This window comes from Pseudomonas rossensis (genome assembly GCF_039888995.1).
Lineage (GTDB): Bacteria > Pseudomonadota > Gammaproteobacteria > Pseudomonadales > Pseudomonadaceae > Aquipseudomonas > Aquipseudomonas rossensis.
Genome location: NZ_JBBWCB010000014.1, coordinates 51,154 through 67,074 on the forward strand (window position 1 = coordinate 51,154; position 15,921 = coordinate 67,074).

General features: G+C 61.1%; 11 protein-coding genes and 1 pseudogene. 6 read left to right on the forward strand and 6 right to left on the reverse strand.

The genetic code is table 11. The annotated features are described in order from the left end of the window. Positions 1-63: 63 nt before the first annotated feature. The 3 genes from WLY71_RS06555 to WLY71_RS06565 all read left to right on the forward strand — a co-directional run bounded on the left by WLY71_RS06555 (position 64) and on the right by WLY71_RS06565 (position 3,085). Positions 64-1,050, forward strand: a complete 987-nt coding sequence (locus WLY71_RS06555; protein WP_347802924.1) for a GlxA family transcriptional regulator — start codon at positions 64-66, stop codon at positions 1,048-1,050. Positions 1,051-1,227: 177 nt separating this feature from the next. Continuing rightward, positions 1,228-2,337 (forward strand): DUF3182 family protein, encoded by a 1,110-nt coding sequence (locus WLY71_RS06560; RefSeq protein ID WP_347802925.1) that lies wholly within the window; start codon positions 1,228-1,230, stop codon positions 2,335-2,337. Beyond that, the gene (locus WLY71_RS06565; RefSeq protein ID WP_347802926.1) at positions 2,327-3,085 is read left to right on the forward strand and encodes an alpha/beta hydrolase family protein; all 759 of its coding nucleotides are present in this window, start codon (positions 2,327-2,329) and stop codon (positions 3,083-3,085) included. The genes WLY71_RS06560 and WLY71_RS06565 overlap by 11 nt, the downstream gene beginning before the upstream one ends. A 42-nt stretch (positions 3,086-3,127) precedes the next feature. On the opposite strand, the gene WLY71_RS06570 is transcribed toward WLY71_RS06565, so the two are convergent. From WLY71_RS06570 to WLY71_RS06590, 5 genes and pseudogenes are all read right to left on the reverse strand, one after another. Further along, the gene (locus tag WLY71_RS06570) at positions 3,128-4,114 is read right to left on the reverse strand and encodes a lysylphosphatidylglycerol synthase domain-containing protein (protein ID WP_347802927.1); all 987 of its coding nucleotides are present in this window, start codon (positions 4,112-4,114) and stop codon (positions 3,128-3,130) included. Beyond that, positions 4,114-5,397, reverse strand: coding sequence for a cardiolipin synthase ClsB (clsB, locus tag WLY71_RS06575; protein ID WP_347802928.1), 1,284 nt, complete (start codon positions 5,395-5,397; stop codon positions 4,114-4,116). Before clsB ends, WLY71_RS06570 begins: the two co-directional genes overlap by 1 nt. Continuing rightward, entirely contained in the window at positions 5,394-6,191 is a 798-nt protein-coding gene (locus tag WLY71_RS06580; protein ID WP_347802929.1) for an endonuclease/exonuclease/phosphatase family protein, read from the reverse strand. The genes clsB and WLY71_RS06580 overlap by 4 nt, the downstream gene beginning before the upstream one ends. Next, positions 6,188-7,114: a DUF72 domain-containing protein gene (locus WLY71_RS06585; protein WP_347802930.1), complete on the reverse strand. Its 927-nt coding sequence runs from the start codon at positions 7,112-7,114 to the stop codon at positions 6,188-6,190. Before WLY71_RS06585 ends, WLY71_RS06580 begins: the two co-directional genes overlap by 4 nt. 124 nt (positions 7,115-7,238) lie before the next feature. Further along, a pseudogene (locus WLY71_RS06590) lies at positions 7,239-7,732 on the reverse strand (MFS transporter). A 382-nt stretch (positions 7,733-8,114) separates the two neighbouring features. On the opposite strand from WLY71_RS06590, the gene WLY71_RS06595 reads away from it, so the two are divergent. Next, positions 8,115-10,238, forward strand: a complete 2,124-nt coding sequence (locus WLY71_RS06595) for a mechanosensitive ion channel family protein (protein WP_347802931.1) — start codon at positions 8,115-8,117, stop codon at positions 10,236-10,238. A gap of 147 nt (positions 10,239-10,385) precedes the next feature. Here WLY71_RS06595 and WLY71_RS06600 read toward each other — a convergent pair whose 3' ends face one another. After that, the gene (locus tag WLY71_RS06600) at positions 10,386-13,637 is read right to left on the reverse strand and encodes a DEAD/DEAH box helicase (RefSeq protein ID WP_347802932.1); all 3,252 of its coding nucleotides are present in this window, start codon (positions 13,635-13,637) and stop codon (positions 10,386-10,388) included. A 325-nt stretch (positions 13,638-13,962) separates the two neighbouring features. Between WLY71_RS06600 and WLY71_RS06605 the strand changes: the two genes are divergently transcribed. Together WLY71_RS06605 and WLY71_RS06610 are read left to right on the forward strand one after the other, a co-directional pair. Beyond that, positions 13,963-14,847, forward strand: a complete 885-nt coding sequence (locus WLY71_RS06605; protein ID WP_046053235.1) for a sugar nucleotide-binding protein — start codon at positions 13,963-13,965, stop codon at positions 14,845-14,847. After that, positions 14,840-15,769 carry an NAD-dependent epimerase/dehydratase family protein gene (locus tag WLY71_RS06610; protein WP_347802933.1) on the forward strand — a complete coding sequence of 310 codons (930 nt, stop codon included), beginning with the start codon at positions 14,840-14,842 and terminating at the stop codon, positions 15,767-15,769. Before WLY71_RS06605 ends, WLY71_RS06610 begins: the two co-directional genes overlap by 8 nt. Positions 15,770-15,921 lie beyond the last annotated feature (152 nt).

A 15,921-nucleotide genomic window follows, 5' to 3' on the forward strand; every position in this document is an offset into this window, starting at 1 on the left:
TATTGGGTCTGGCAGGCCGTCCGAGGATTGGCCGCACCGACAATAGAAGGGGGAAAACTGACAATGGACGCAGAAAGGCCAATCGCCGAGCTGGGCGTACTGATCTATCCCGGTGCGCAGATGGCGGCGGTGCATGGGTTGACGGACTTGTTCGGGGTGGCGAACCGGATTGCCGCCGAGCATCAGGCGGCGCAGTTGCCGTTGCTGCGGGTCAGCCATTGGCAGGTTGATGGGGATCAGACGCCCGGGCGGGTCTATGACAGTCATCCCGCGGCGGACGGCGCGTTGGTGGCGGTGTTGATCCCGCCGTCGATTGCCGGTTTTTCCGAAGGCCAGGCACCGCAGGGGCTGATTCGCTGGTTGCGACAGCAACACGCCAATGGCGCGACACTCGGCGGGGTTTGTGTGGGGTCGATTCTGTTGGCCGAAAGTGGCCTGCTCGACGGTCGCAGCGCCACCACTCACTGGACCTCGGCCAAAGCCTTCGCCGAGCGTTACCCGGCGATCAACCTCAAGGCCGACACCCCCATCGTTGACGACGGCGACCTGATCACCACCGCCGGGCTGATGGCCTGGTCCGAACTGGGCTTGCGCCTGGTCAACCGCCTGCTGGGGCCGAGCATCGCCACCAGCACCGCGCGGTTTTTGGTGGTGGAACACAGTGACAGCGCAAGTGAATGCGGCAGCAATTTTTCACCCATTCTCAGCCATGGAGATGCTTCGATTCTCAAGGTCCAGCATTGGCTGCAGAGCACCGGAGCGACCGATGTGTCGCTGGCAACGATGGCCGAGCGGGCAGGGCTGGAAGAGCGCACGTTCCTGCGTCGATTTCGTGCGGCAACCGGACTCAAACCCACTGAGTACTGCCAGCACCTGCGGGTCGGCAAGGCCCGGGAAATGCTGGAGTTCACCAACGGCACCATCGATCACATTGCCTGGACGGTGGGTTATCAGGATCCGAGTGCCTTTCGGGTGACCTTCAAGAAGATTACCGGGTTGGCGCCGAGTGATTACCGGACACGGTTTGGGGTGGGTGCGAGTCAGGGATGAGCGTCAGTCGTGCAAAATGCCAGAGTTGAAACCCTTGTCGTGCAGAATCAAGCAGGCACGGTGCTATCACGTTTTTCGCAACTGGCTGATTTGAAGAACGTTTGTCTTTGGTCTCCCTTGGCCTGATCTCTGCACCCCTTCAACTACATTCATCAAGCGCAGACTGAAGGGGGACGCATGACCCCAGCAAGCCGCAAGAAATTGGTGGTCGCCCACTCTGTGCGCCCCGAGGCTCCGTTGCACGAAGTGGAAACCAATCGTGCGCTGGCCCGTTGGCTGGCGCAGATACTGGGGCTTAAATTCGGCGGCAGTTACGACCCGGAGCTGCACAACGGTCGAGACCTTTATCTGTTGCCGACCCAGACGCTTGTTGGCGTCGCTGCCGCCCGGCAATTGGGCGTCAAGGGACCGGAGGATTTGTGGGGCGGTTATGTCGAGCATGATTTCATCTGCACCAAAGCCATCAGTCACGGGTTGCGCAACAAAAATGCTCACGCTCCGGAAGGCTGGTCACCGTTGTTTTCCGAACGTGTGCGCAGCGTGGTGCTCGACGGCCTCAGTGTTTTTTCCATGGACGATGCGCGGCCCGCGGCAGAACACCTGCTCTACACCGGTCCTATCCGCATCAAACCTATTCATGCCTGTGCCGGCCGTGGCCAGGAAGTGATCAAAAACCTCGACCAGTTCGATGCCATCCTCGCCAGACCCGATGCCAATGCGCTGTTCACCGAAGGCGTGGTGCTGGAGCAGGACCTGGACCAAGTGATCACCCACAGCGTCGGTCAGAGCTTTATCGGCGACCAGGTGCTGAGTTATTGCGGTGATCAATACTTGACCGAAGACGGTCAGGGCGAGCAGGTTTATGGAGGGTCGAACCTGCTGGTGGTGCGGGGTGACTACGACGATCTGCTCGCGCTGGAACTGCCGGACGATGTGCGGCTGGCGATCCGTCAGGCGCAAGTGTTTGACAGGGCCGCGGATGAGGCTTATCCCGGTTTCTACGCCTCGCGGCGCAACTACGACATCGCCCAAGGTGTGGACAGTAACGGCAAACAGCGCAGCGGCGTGCTCGAGCAGTCCTGGCGGATGGGTGGTGCCAGCAGCGCCGAAGTCGCCGCCTTGCAAAGCTTCGTCAACGACCCCGGGATGCGTGCGATTCGCGTGTCTTCGGTCGAGACCTACATCGACCAGCCGCTGCCGGCGGACGCCATCGAGGTGTATCGCGGGCCAGCGCAAAGCAGTGACTTTCTTCTCAAGTACGTAACGGTTAAATCCTATGACGGCTAGAAGCGAAACCATTCAAATCGACATCGACAATGAGCAGATGATTGGGACCTTTCTCAGTCCCAAATCGAAAGTGCCCGGCGTGCTCTTTGTGCACGGTTGGGGCGGCAGTCAGGAGCGGGACCTGGAGCGGGCGAAAGGCATCGCCGGTTTGGGTTGCGTTTGCCTGACGTTCGACTTGCGCGGACATACCGGCGGGGCCGGTATTGCGCTGAGTCGAGTGACGCGGGAAGACAACCTGCGCGATCTACTGGCGGCGTATGACCGGTTGCTCGCGCACCCGGCGCTCGATACATCGGCGATTGCCGTGGTCGGCACCAGTTATGGCGGTTACCTGGCCTCGATCCTGACGTCATTGCGCCCGGTGCGCTGGCTGGCGCTGCGGGCGCCGGCGCTGTATCGCGATGATCAATGGCACACGCCCAAACGCGACCTGGACAAGCTCGATTTACGTGATTACCGCAGCACGTTAGTCCGCGCCGACAGCAATCGGGCACTGCATGCCTGTTCGCAATTTACGGGGGATGTGCTGCTGGTCGAATCGGAGACCGACGACCATGTGCCCCACGCCACCATCATGAGTTACCGCGCGGCCTGTCAGCAGACGCATTCGCTGACCCACCGGATTATCGACGGCGCCGATCACGCCTTGAGCGAACCTGTTTCACAACAGGCGTACACCTCGATCCTGGTGGGCTGGATCACCGAGATGGTGGTGGGTGAGCGGTTGAGCATTATCCAATCAACCTGAGACCTGTGGTGTTCTTGCGATCAATCGCGAGCAAACACCAGATCACTTGGGCTTTTTCGCGATCCGCAACGACTTGGCCTTGGCTTCCACGATCAGGTACATCACCAGGGTAATCAGTAGCGGCAGAATGAAATAGATCGCCCGATAGGCCAGCAATCCGGCCACCAGGCTGCCTCGGGACGCTTCATGTTGCAGCAGCGCCACGAACACCGCTTCCAGCACGCCGAGCCCGGCGGGGATGTGCGTGATGACTCCGGCAATTGCGCTGATCAGCAACACCCCAAGCACCAGCGGGTAATCGAGCTTGCTCGGCAGCAAGGTGAAAATCACCGCCGCCATCAGCGACCAATTCAGCGCCCCGAGGGCCAGTTGCAGCACCGCCATGCGCAGGGACGGCAGGTTGATTTCTACCCCGCGTATCGTCCACTCCCGCCGCTTGGAAAACTGACACGCTGCCAGGTACCCCGCGCTCACCAGCAGCAACAACACGCCCACACCTTGCAAGGCGCCGCTGCTCAGCTTCCAGCCTGGCGGCATTCGCACCAGTCCGCTGCTGAACACCGCACCGGCAATCACCATGTAACCGAACCAGTTGGTCGCCAGGCTCAACCCGAGAATTTTCGCGATGTTGCCCTTGCTCACCCCGAGTCGCGAATACAGCCGATAACGCATGGCAATACCGCCAACCCAAGCGCTCAGGTTGAGGTTGAAGGCATAGCTGATAATCCCCACCGGCAGGATCTGCTTCCACGTCAGGTCCTGGCGAATGTAGGTACGGCCGATCAGGTCGAAGCAGGCGTAGACCAGAAAACTCACCAAGGTCAGACCGGCCGCGATAATCAGCGTGCGCACCTTGAAATCGGCGAGGTTGGTGAACACTTCATCCCATTCCATGCGCTGGGCAAGCATCGTGAACAGCACGATCAGCGCCAGGAAAAACAGCATTGTCAGCGGCCGTTTCCAGCGGCTCCAGCGGGATTTGGTCGGGGTGTCGGCGTGGGCCGCCGGTTGCGTATCAGAGTGGCTCATCAGGTGTCACTCCCGGCAGAATGGGTAAAAGGTTTCAGGCGCGGTTTATGCGCCGGCAGCCAACCGGCCCAGGCCGGGAAGTGCCGCAGAAAGTGAAACACCAGAAAGCCGACGGTCATGTGCCAGACCCGCCCGCGCGGGGACTTGTCTGTGGACATGACCTTGCAATGGTTGTTACTCAGGTCTTCGAGGCGCTCGAACAGGTCGCGGTTGAAGGCGCGATCACGGATCAACACATTGGCTTCCAGGTTCAAGGACAGGCTCAACGGGTCGAGGTTGCTCGAACCGACCGTGCTCCAATCCTCATCCACCAGCGCGACTTTGCCGTGCAGCGGACGGTCGCAATATTCGTAAATCTGCACGCCGGATTTGAGCAGGTAGTCATAGGTCATGCGCGCGGCGAGTTTGGCCGCCAGCATATCGGGCTGACCTTGCAGGATCAGTCGCACATCGACGCCACGGCGCGCCGCGTTGCGGATCTCGCGCAGCAGGCGATAACCCGGAAAGAAGTAGGCATTAGCGATCACCACCCGGCGCTGGGCACTGCGCAGCACCTGTCGGTAAACCTCTTCGATGTCAGTCGGATGCTCGCCGTTGTCGCGGTACACCAGGCGAACCTGGCCGTCATGATCGCTGAACGCCAGTTCCGAGCGCCGCTGCCTGCGGCGTTGCCACCAGTATTTGGCGCGAGCCGGGCGACCGCATTGCAGCAAGGCGAAGTGATGGATGTCGGCCACCGCCGGGCCTTGCACTTCAACGGAATAATCCTGCTTGGCCTCAGGGCCGAAGTCAGCCAGATGGTCGGCAGAAAAGTTGATGCCGCCGATGAACGCAATCGTGCCATCGACCACCACGATCTTGCGGTGCAGGCGGCGGAACCAGTTGGTGCGGATGCCCAGATGTTTGGGCGCAGGGTCGAAAATCTGGATGCGCACGCCGGCCTCACTCAGGGCGGTGAGGTATCCCGTGCTCAGTTCACCGCAGCCAAAGCCATCGAGACTGGCGATGATCCGCACGCCGCGTTGAGCGGCGGCGATCAGTACTTCCTGCAGCTCGTTACCGACTTTGTCCTCGAACACAATGAAGGTTTCCAGCAGGATTTCAGTCTTGGCCTGACGCATGGCCTCGAACACCCGAGGGAAATACGCTTCGCCGTTTTCCAGCAGCTCTACGCGGTTGTTGCCTTGCCAGCCATATTCGACGTCGGCCACGCCCGGTTCACGGATCGACGGGGTTGTGGATAAGTGCTCCACATTGGTTTTATCCATCGATGGGCTGCTCATAGCTCGATCTCCACCGATAGCGGTGCATGGTCGGAAAGGTGTGACCAGGGTCGCGCGGCCAGCACTTGGGGCTGGCTGGCCTTGAGGTTGCGCACATAGATGCGGTCAAGGCGCAATGCTGGCAAACGAGCTGGAAAACTGCGCGCCGGTTTGCCGTGGAGTTCGGCGAAAACCTCCCGCAAACCAATGGGTTTGAGCAGCGCGTCGGCACGCTGACGCCAGTCGTTGAAGTCACCTGCAACGATCACCGGGGCATCGCTGGGCAGTTCTTCGAGACGCTGGGCCAGCAACTTGAGTTGTTCGGTCCGGTGGGTTTCGCGAAGACCCAGATGCACACAAATGGCATGCACTTCCCGGCCGTCACCGGGCAGGCGCAGCACGCAATGCAAGATGCCGCGGTTCTCGTGACCGTTGATGGAGACGTCTAGGTTGTCGTGGCGAATGATCTGGAATTTCGACAGCAGCGCATTGCCGTGATCGCCCGCGGGATAGACCGCGTTGCGCCCATAGGCGAACTGCGGCCACAGGGTGTCGGCGAGGAATTCGTATTGCGGTATCGCCGGCCAATTGCTGTAGCGCTGGGGGTGATGCTCGTGGGTGCCGTGGACTTCCTGCAAAAACACCACGTCGGCGGACACGCTGCGCACCGCTTCGCGCAATTCCGGCAGGATGAAACGCCGGTTGAGTGCGGTGAACCCCTTGTGTGTGTTGACCGTCAGCACGGTGAAACGGCGCACGGCGGTGATGATTGATTGCTGTTCGTCGGTGGTGCCGACCGGTTCGGAAATGCTCATGACAGCACTCCTTCGGCGGCCAGTTCACCGGGACGGGTGGCGAGGTCTTTATCCAGATGAAAGCGCTCCAGCAAGCGGCGGGCATCGAAGGGCGCGCGGACTTTGATGTCGTTGTCGAAGTAGCAAAACACCTCACGGGACTTGCGCGCCTTGGGCTTTTGCCGGGGTGCGATCAGCTGGGGGGCGGGTGGTTGCTGGCCGTGGTACCAAGCCTCGATCCGGTCACCCCAGCGTTTCAGCGCTTCGGGGGTGTAACCGCTGGCATAGAGTTCTTCGGCACCGTGCAGGCGCAGGTAAACGAAGTCGCTGGTGAGGTCTTCGCGGTACGGCCATTTGCCGGCGGTGTCGGCGATAACCAGCGCAGCATTGTGGCGTTTGAGCAGGCGGATGAAGGCCGGGTCGACGAAGCTCTCGTTTCTGATTTCTACGGCGTGGCGCAAAGGCTTTTTCCCGTAGGCCTTCATGCTGGCCTGACCGTTCACGTGCGAATCATGCTGGCGGGCGAGGGCGGCGGCCTCTTCGGTGTTGTGGGGCAACTGCTCCAGAAAGGTCTCGAACAACTCGGCATCGAATTTGAAGTTGGGCGGGAATTGCCAGAGGATCGGGCCGAGTTTTTCTTTGAGTTCCAGCACCCCGGACGCAAAGAAATTCGCCAAGGGTTTATGGACGTCCCGCAGTCGCCTGATGTGGGTGATGAAACGCGGGGCTTTGACGCTGAAAACGAAGCCCCTCGGGGTTTCGGCGTACCACTGGGCATAACGTTCGGGCCGTTGCAGCGCGTAAAACGATCCATTGATTTCGATGCTGTTGACCGCCCGTGAGGCGAATTGCAATTCGCGCTTGTGGGTCAGCCCCTTTGGGTAGAAATCCCCCCGCCAGGGCGTGTAGCGCCAGCCTGAAATACCGATGTGGATCGCCGCCATGTCGCCTCCCGTCTAATGGTTCTCGGACTACCCTAGTCTTTTGATGACTGCGGGGCGGGCGAGAAAGTTTCGACGGGACTACGGACGGTAAAGCAAAGATCGCAGCCTGCGATCTTTTGATCTATCAATGCCCAGCGACGATGCGGGTCGAGCCTTCAGCAGGTTCGGCATACACCGGGCCCAAGCGATCAAGACGACCGCTCCACGCGGTCAGCGCCAACGCGACCAACACCACCAGACCACCAATCCACGCGGTGTGGATCAGGCCTATGTGAGCAACGATCAGGCCACCACCCCACGCGCCACCGGCGATGCCGAGGTTGAACGCGGCAATGTTCAGCGACTCGTAACTCGGCGCTTTCCAGGCCAGCAGGTTGCCGAGGGTGAACAGCACCATCAACGACAACAGCAGCATTTGCGCGGGACTTTGCCGGTAAGGGCGGTCAGCACCGGGGCGCCAATGGCAACGCCCAATGCGTAGAGACTGACCAGCAGGCCGGCGGACGGCAGGCTGACGCCGAGGTCGGCGCCAATGGTGGGTAACAGGCCAACGATGACGAACTCGGTCGTCCCGATGGCGAAGGCGCTGAGGGTCAGCGCGAGCAAGGCAATGGGCATGGCTGCAACTCCTGTGGATTGATTGATGGAGCGCAGTGTCCGGGTTTGGGTTATGCGAAAAAATAGAGGAATGGGCATTTGATATTTGCGTGTAGATCAAATATCGAAAGGGTTAAAAAGTCTTTCAGCCGCAACGCAGACCTGGTAGCAGCTGGCGAAGCCTGCGTTCGGCTGCGTAGCAGTCGTGAACCCTGAGTGCACGGTGAATCTGACACACCGCAGTGTCTGACTTTACGACTGCTGCGCAGCCGGACGCAGGCTTCGCCAGCTGCTACACGGATTGCGTTATGGCCGCATGGGCTGGTTATCTCCCGGCCAAAACCGAACTTGCCTACAATTCCCCGATCAGTTCCTTACAGACCCTTTTGCAGGAGCGCCGCGTTTGTTCAAGTTCAAGACCGCGATACTACTCGGGGCATTGCTGATTTTGGGCAGCAACGAGCTGGAGGCTGCCGCACTGCCGGGTGTGCCGGCCACCGTCGCGACACCGCTGGCCCACCCCGAACCGCTGGTACAGGGTGGTTTGCTGGGTGCCATCAGTTCGAGCATTGAGGAAGTCCAGGGAAAACTCGATCTCAACGAGGACCTGCTGGACGCCTGGCGCCTGCGTGCAGACCGGGCGGCCGATGAGGTGGATCAACTGGTCAATCATCTATCGTCCCGTTCGAGCTGGAGCGTGGTGGGGGATTTCCTGCTGTTGTCCGGTGTGTGGATGGGCGTCTTTGTGCTGCTCTGGTTGCTTGGCGGGCTGCTCGCCAAACGTCTGTGCCAGAACCGCCTGCTGCTCACCCGCGAGCGCGGTCAGGCCTTGCTGGGTTATGTGTTGCCCTACACAATTCCGGCGCTGATCAGCCTGCCGCTGACGCTGTATGTCAGCCACTTCTTGCAAGTGTCCGCTGGCCGGGCGCTGGCATTGTGTTTCGCCTATGCCACCAGCAGCGGCATTTTTGCCGCGTCGTTGCTGTTGTCGCTGGTGGTGCTGTTCAACGCCGGCCACAAGCGCCGGGCGGTGCAGATTGTTCGTCAGTACAGCCCACGACCACTCTTTCTGATTGGCTTCCTCGTGGCCCTGAGCGACGCCTTGACCAGTCCGCAGATCGCCCGCCTGCTCGGTGGCAATCTCACCAGCAGTATCGCGGTGTTCACCGGGATGGCGGCCTCGATCGCCTTCGGCCTTCTGGTGTTCAAAATGCGCCGTCCAGTCGCCCATCTGATCCGCATTTTGCCGTTGTCCCAGCGCCTCAGCCAGCCGGCCTTGCGTGAAATGCTGCGGATCTTTTCCGGGCTCTGGTACTGGCCGATTCTGTTGATGGTGCTGGTGTCGGTGATCAATCTGATCGGCATTGGCGATGACAACCAGAAAGTACTGCGCTGTGCGCTGTTTACCACGGTGTTGCTGATTGCGACGGTGTTTCTCAGCACGTCGCTTCATCACCTGTTCAAGTCGCGCAGTGAGTTGGCCGTGCGCCGCAGCAGTGCCTACAAAGAGCGCTTTCTCAGCCTTTCCCATGCGTTGCTGCGGATCGCCCTGGCGATTGTGTTCATCGATGTCCTGGGGCGCATCTGGGGCGTGTCGCTGTTCGAATTTGCGGTGAGCAATTCGGTCGGCCGGGCGATCAGTGATTCCCTGAGCCGTATCGGTTTGATTTTTCTGGTGACCTGGATGGTCTGGGTGGTGCTGGACACGGCGATTCAGGAAGCCCTGAAACCACCCGTTAGCAAACGCTCGGCGCGCCAGCCCAGTACCCGCGTTAAAACCATCCTGCCGCTGCTGCGCAACGCGATAAAGATCATTCTGGTGGTGATCTGCGCCATCACCACCATGGCGAACCTGGGGATCAACGTTGCACCGTTTTTGGCCGGTGCCGGAGTCGTGGGGCTGGCCATCGGTTTCGGTTCCCAACAATTGGTGCAGGACGTGATCACCGGGTTGTTCATCATCATCGAAGACACGTTGTCGATTGGCGATTGGGTGGTACTCGACTCCGGCCACGCCGGCACTGTTGAAGGCCTGACGATCCGCACCTTGCGCCTGCGCGACGGCAAGGGGTTTGTGCACTCGGTGCCGTTCGGTCAGATCAAGGCCGTGACCAATCAATCGCGGCAATTCGCCTATGCGTTCTTTTCGGTGCAATTCACTTACGACACCGATGTCGACAAGGCTATCGAGTTGATCCGCGAGGCCGGGGATTCCATCCGTGAAGACGCATTCCTCAAGTACAACCTGCAAGGGCCGCTGGATGTGTTTGGTGTCGACAAGATGGACCTCAACGGCGTGGTGCTGACGGCACAGTTCCGCACCGTGTCGGGTGGACAATACGCAGTGAGTCGGGCGTTCAACCAGCGTTTGAAAAAGCTTGTGGATAACAGCCCGTGGGTGCACTTCGCGCAGACTTATCCACAGCAGGTGTTGATGCCCAGGCAAGCTGTTGAGCCGCCGCAAAGCGATGGACTTGCTTCGGAGCATTCATCGGTGTTCCTGCCGGATCAGCCGCGCACCCAATGATTTGTGTTGGGGCTGATGGCCTCATCGTCGGAACGCCGCCCGGACCAAGCTCGCTCCCACAATGATCTCTGGTGTTCTTCAGTTTTGTATTCACAGAAAAACCTTGTGGGAGCGAGCTTGCTCGCGATGAGGCCGGTGCCGACAACATCAATGCCGGATCAGTTTGTTGTGCAGTTCGGCAGTTGATTGCTGATCCAACTCCAGCCAGAAAATCTGCTTGCCGGCAATCTCGGCAGCCGCCGGTAATCCATCGCGATACACCAATCGATTACTCGCTAATGCCGGCACCTTCGCGCCGGGTAAAAGCGTCCCTGCGAGGTTCAGCGGATCAACCCCACACACGGCAATCAAACTCCCGTCATGCGGCCGTCGCCGCACCTCGCGCAGTAATGGAATGGCCTCGGGCAACGCAAACTGTTCACCGGCCAAGCCACTGACAAACCGCCCGCCGCGGATCTCGCCTCGAGCTTCCAGGCGATGGAAAGTGCGCAGCAATTCCCGCCAGCTCGGCAGCCAATCCGCTTCACGTTCCAGCAAGCGCCAGAACACCACGCCGTAGCGCCGGAGCAAGGTCATGGCGATATGTTCAAGGGTGTCGGTCGGCGTCGGTGCCGGACGTTTGTTATCCACAACCGGAGCTTGCGCGCCGCGTCGCAGCAAGGCCCAGCGCCCGGCATCGTCCATCCCGCCGACAAACGCTCCGCGCCCGCGTCGGCTGCTGCGATTCTGGCGTTTGCTGGCCGGCGTAATCAGTGCTCGCAGACCGGCGAAGCTGTCGGCGTTCACCAGCCCGGCGCCTACGAGTTCCTGCAAGGCGATTTCCAGTTCCGAGCGCAGCAGGTGGGCTTCGTGAGTCAGCTCATCAAAAAACAGCGCGCCGTGTTGGCTCAGGGCTTCGTAGACTTTTTGCGTTTTGGGCGACAGTTCGCTGACCGGTGTCTGTTCGGTCAGCCCGCTCCACAACCCGACCTGACTGCGTGGCAATAGCAGAATCGGTGTGCTGCGCAGCGCCGTGCTGGCGCTCTTGTTGCGCGCGGTCAGGCGAGTCCAGACCAGTTTACCGCTGCGACACAGGTCATCCAGCCAACTTGCCGAATAGTCTTTTATTCGCGCCGGCAAAATATCGCTGTCCCAGGCTGAAGCGGCGGCGGGGTAGCCTTCGAACAGAGCGACCCCGGCATTCCAGCGCCAGCGCACACCGAACAGCGGCGCATCGAGCACGGCTTGAATCAGGGTGTGCTCGGCACTGTTGCTGTGCAAATAACGCCAGACATCATCGAGTTCAAAACTGTGGCTGGTGGACAGCGACAGGACGATGGCGTCTTCGCTGGCGGCGGCCTGCAATTCGAAGTTGAAGGTGCGGCAGAAGCGCTTGCGCAGGGCCAGGCCCCAGGCGCGGTTGATACGGCTGCCGAACGGCGTGTGGATGATCAGTTGCGTGCCGCCGGACTCGTCGAAAAATCGCTCCATCAGTAGTGTGTCTTGTGACGGCAAGGCGCCGAGGGTCAAGCGCGCACGGGCCAGGTAATCGACCAATTGTTCGGCACTGGCCAGGTTCAGACCGAGGGTGTTGGTCAGCCAGTCGATTGCGGGCTGCAAGTGACCGGGTGTGGCGCCGAGCAGCTCATCGAGTTGCGCTTGCAGGCGGGCCACGGCAAACGACAGTTCTGCGCTGCGCCCCGGTGCTTCGCCGAGCCAGAATGGAATGGTCGGCGGTTGGCCCTGCGCGTCTTCGACCCGGACCTTGCCGGTTTCGACCCGCAGAATCCGGTAGGAAGTGTTGCCCAATTGGAAGACATCCCCGGCGATGCTTTCCACCGCAAAGTCTTCGTTGACGCTGCCGATGTTCAGTCCTTGAGGCTCCAGCAGCACGCTGTAGTCGGCGTTGTCCGGGATCGTCCCGCCGCTGGTCACGGCGGTCAGTTTGGCGCCCCGGCGACCGCGCAGGGTGCGGGTCACGGCGTCGCGGTGCAGGTAAGCGCTGCGGATGCCCACGCGACCGTTGTAGCCTTCGGCGAGCATCTGCAGCAGCGCTTGATAATGTTTTTCGTCGAGTTCGCTGTAGGGCGAGGCGTTGCGGAACATCTCCAGCAGCGCCTGCTCCTGCCATTCCTGGCAACTGACCTCAGCGATGATCTGCTGGGCCAGCACGTCCAGCGGTGCCTTGGGGATCAGCAAGGTGTCGAGTTCGCCGCGCCGCACGCAGTCGAGCAGTGCAGCGCATTCGATCAGGTCGTCGCGGGTGGTGGCAAACAAACGGCCCTTGGGCGTGCCGCCGACCTGGTGCCCGGAGCGGCCGACCCGTTGCAGAAACCCGGCGATCGAGCGTGGCGAGGCAATCTGGCAGACCAGGTCGACATCGCCGATATCGATCCCCAGTTCCAGGGACGCCGTGGCGATCAGCACTTGCAGCTCGCCGCGCTTGAGCCGCTGTTCGGCGTCGAGACGAAACTCCTTGGCCAGGCTGCCGTGGTGGGCGGCGACGGCTTCTTTGCCGAGACGCTCGCTCAAGTGACGGCTCAGGCGTTCGGCGAGTCGTCGGGTGTTGACGAAAATCAGCGTGGTGCGGTGTTCGCGGGCGAGGGCGGCAAGGCGGTCGTAGACCAGTTCCCAGACGTCATTGGCCATCACCGCCGACAACGGCACGGGAGGCACTTCGATGTCCAGATCCCGCGGGCGGGCGTGGCCGATGTCGATGATTTCGCACGCGCGATCACAGCCAACCAGAAATTGCGAGACGGCTTCGATGGGTTTTTGCGTGGCGGACAGGCCGATCCGCATCAGCGGTTCCGCGCACAACGCTTGCAGTCGCTCGAGGCTCAGGGCCAGGTGACTGCCGCGTTTGCTGGCGGCGATCGCGTGAATTTCGTCGACGATCACCGTGCGGGCAGTGCTGAGCATTTGTCGGCCGGAGTCGGAACCGAGCAATACGTAAAGGGATTCCGGGGTGGTCACCAGAATGTGTGGGGCGGTCTTGCGCATCGCCGAGCGGTCTTTTTGCGGTGTGTCGCCGGTGCGCACGGCGGTGTTGATCTGCAACTGCGGCAAGCCCATCGCGCGTAACTGCTCGGTGATGCCGGCCAGCGGGTCTTGCAGGTTGATCTGGATGTCGTTGGACAGGGCTTTTAGCGGCGAAACGTAGACCACCAGGGTTTCATCCGGCAGATGGCCGCCGTTGGCCATTGCGCGGTGGACCAGGTCGTCGATGACCGCGAGGAACGCGGTGAGGGTCTTGCCGGAGCCCGTGGGTGCGGCGACCAGGGTCGAACGGTGCTGGTGGATCAACGGCCACGCCCGGGCCTGGGCGGCGGTGACCGTCGGGAAGGTGCTGCTGAACCAGGCGCTGACGGCGGGGTGGAAGCCTGCCAGGGCGCTGTCCGTCGGGATTGGCAGATTCATGCTGCAATTTATGCGGGCGGGGGGCTGAAGATGCAAGTACCGCTCAAGACCTTCGCTGGTCTTCAGGGCCCCATCGCGGGCAAGCCCGCTCCCACAGGGATCTTCTGTGAATACAAAATTTGTGGACAACAGAGAACACTGTGGGAGCGAGCCTGCTCGCGAAGGGGCCGGAACAGGCAGCACAGAACTCAGGTATCTACACTTTACGGATGACGGTTGCGCACTAAACCCGCAAAATGCAACGATTCCGGCAACTATCGACGGCATTGCCCGCGAGCGGTGTCGATAAAGCCATTGTTTCAATCAGACTGGGCCTGCTGACTCTATGCGAATGCGCCTTATGTTACTGGGCGGCGGAAATGCCCTTGGGCAGGCGCTGATTCGCCTCGGTGCGGAGGAAGACATCGGCTTCCTCGCCCCCCGCCCACCGCAAGACGGCTGGGACGCCGCGACCCTGACGCAACTGCTCGACGACACCCGTCCGGACGCGTTGATCAACCTCGCCTATTACTTCGACTGGTTTCAGGCGGAGACGGTCAGCGAACAGCGTCTGGCCGGGCAGGAGCGGGCGATCGAGCGTCTGGCCGAACTGTGCCAGCATCACAACATCGTGCTGCTGCAACCGTCGAGCTATCGCGTGTTCGATGGTTCCAGGGCGACGGCCTACAGCGAAAAAGACGAACCGGTACCCTTGGGCCTGCGCGGTCAGGCCTTGTGGCGGATCGAGCAAAGCGTCCGCGCCACTTGCCCGCAACACGTGTTGCTGCGATTCGGCTGGCTGCTGGATGACAGCCCCGACGGCACCCTCGGTCGTTTCCTCGGCCGCGCCGAACTACCGGAAGAATTGCTGATGGCTGATGACCGCCGGGGCAATCCGACGCCGGTGGATGACGCTGCGCGGGTGATCATCTCGGTCCTCAAGCAACTCGATTGCTCGGCGCCGCTGTGGGGCACCTACCATTACGCCGGGCATGAGGCGACCACGCCGCTGGCACTTGGGCAGGCGATCCTCACCGAAGCACGTGCCCTGCATCCGCTGGCCATCGAAGCGCCGACCGCCCAGGCTCACGCCGCGCGCCCGGACGCCGCCGAAGAGCCGCAACACGCGGTGCTGGCCTGCAAGAAAATTCTGCACACTTTCGGGATCAAGCCCCGCGCCTGGCGTGCGGCACTCCCGGGCTTACTGGATAGGTTTTATCGCCATGGCTGACGGCCCTGTTTTAATCACCGGCGGCGCCGGTTTCATCGGCTCGCACCTCACCGATGCCTTGCTCGCCAAGGGCCATTCGGTGCGCATTCTCGATGACCTCTCCACCGGCAAACGCAGCAACTTGCCGCTGGACAATCCTGGCGTCGAACTGATCGTGGGTGATGTCGCCGATGCCGCGCTGGTAGCGCGGGCGATGGTCGGTTGCAGCGCTGTGGCGCACCTGGCCGCAGTGGCGTCGGTGCAGGCGTCGGTGGATGATCCGGTGAAGACCCACCAGAGCAATTTCATTGGTTCGCTGAATGTCTGCGAAGCCATGCGCCAGGGCGGCGTAAAACGGGTGCTGTATGCGTCCAGTGCAGCGGTCTACGGCAACAATGGCGAAGGCGAGTCGATCGACGAAGACACGCCCAAGGCACCGTTAACGCCCTACGCGTCGGACAAATTGGCGAGCGAGCATTACTTCGATTTTTACCGTCGCCAGCATGGTCTGGAGCCGGTGATTTTCCGCTTCTTCAACATCTTCGGCCCGCGCCAGGATCCGTCCTCGCCGTACTCCGGGGTGATCAGCATTTTCAGCGAGCGCGCGCAGAAGGGCCTGCCGATCACGGTGTTCGGTGACGGTGAGCAGACTCGCGATTTCGTCTACGTCGAAGACCTGGTCGACTTGCTGGTGCAAGCCATCGAGAAACCGCAGGTCGAAGTCGGCGCGGTCAACGTCGGCTGGAACCAGGCCACGACCCTCAAGCAAATGCTTGAAGCCCTTGAAACGGTGGTCGGTCAATTGCCGCCGGTAAGCTATGGCCCGGCGCGCTCCGGTGACATCCGCCACTCGCGAGCGAACAATCAGCGTTTGCTGGAGCGCTTTACCTACCCGGAGCAGACACCGATGCGTGTCGGCCTGGCGCGGTTGTTGGGGCGCTGAGGTTTTCCTCGGCCATGAAAAAGGCGCCTGTAGAGGCTAATGCCGGTCAGTTAAGGAACGACACAATCCGTAGCAGCTGGCGAAGCCTGCGTTCGGCTGCGCAGCAGTCGTAAAACCTGAGTTTGCGGTCTTCCTGAAACACCGCATCGTCT

Bases quoted from the DNA above. Each gene is read 5' to 3' on its own strand.
- WLY71_RS06555 (WP_347802924.1), top strand. From the start codon at position 64: ATGGACGCAGAAAGGCCAATCGCCGAGCTGGGCGTACTGATCTATCCC.
- WLY71_RS06560 (WP_347802925.1), top strand. From the start codon at position 1,228: ATGACCCCAGCAAGCCGCAAGAAATTGGTGGTCGCCCACTCTGTGCGC.
- WLY71_RS06565 (WP_347802926.1), top strand. From the start codon at position 2,327: ATGACGGCTAGAAGCGAAACCATTCAAATCGACATCGACAATGAGCAG.
- WLY71_RS06570 (WP_347802927.1), bottom strand. From the start codon at position 4,114: ATGAGCCACTCTGATACGCAACCGGCGGCCCACGCCGACACCCCGACC.
- clsB (WP_347802928.1), bottom strand. From the start codon at position 5,397: ATGAGCAGCCCATCGATGGATAAAACCAATGTGGAGCACTTATCCACA.
- WLY71_RS06580 (WP_347802929.1), bottom strand. From the start codon at position 6,191: ATGAGCATTTCCGAACCGGTCGGCACCACCGACGAACAGCAATCAATC.
- WLY71_RS06585 (WP_347802930.1), bottom strand. From the start codon at position 7,114: ATGGCGGCGATCCACATCGGTATTTCAGGCTGGCGCTACACGCCCTGG.
- WLY71_RS06600 (WP_347802932.1), bottom strand. From the start codon at position 13,637: ATGAATCTGCCAATCCCGACGGACAGCGCCCTGGCAGGCTTCCACCCC.
- WLY71_RS06605 (WP_046053235.1), top strand. From the start codon at position 13,963: ATGCGAATGCGCCTTATGTTACTGGGCGGCGGAAATGCCCTTGGGCAG.
- WLY71_RS06610 (WP_347802933.1), top strand. From the start codon at position 14,840: ATGGCTGACGGCCCTGTTTTAATCACCGGCGGCGCCGGTTTCATCGGC.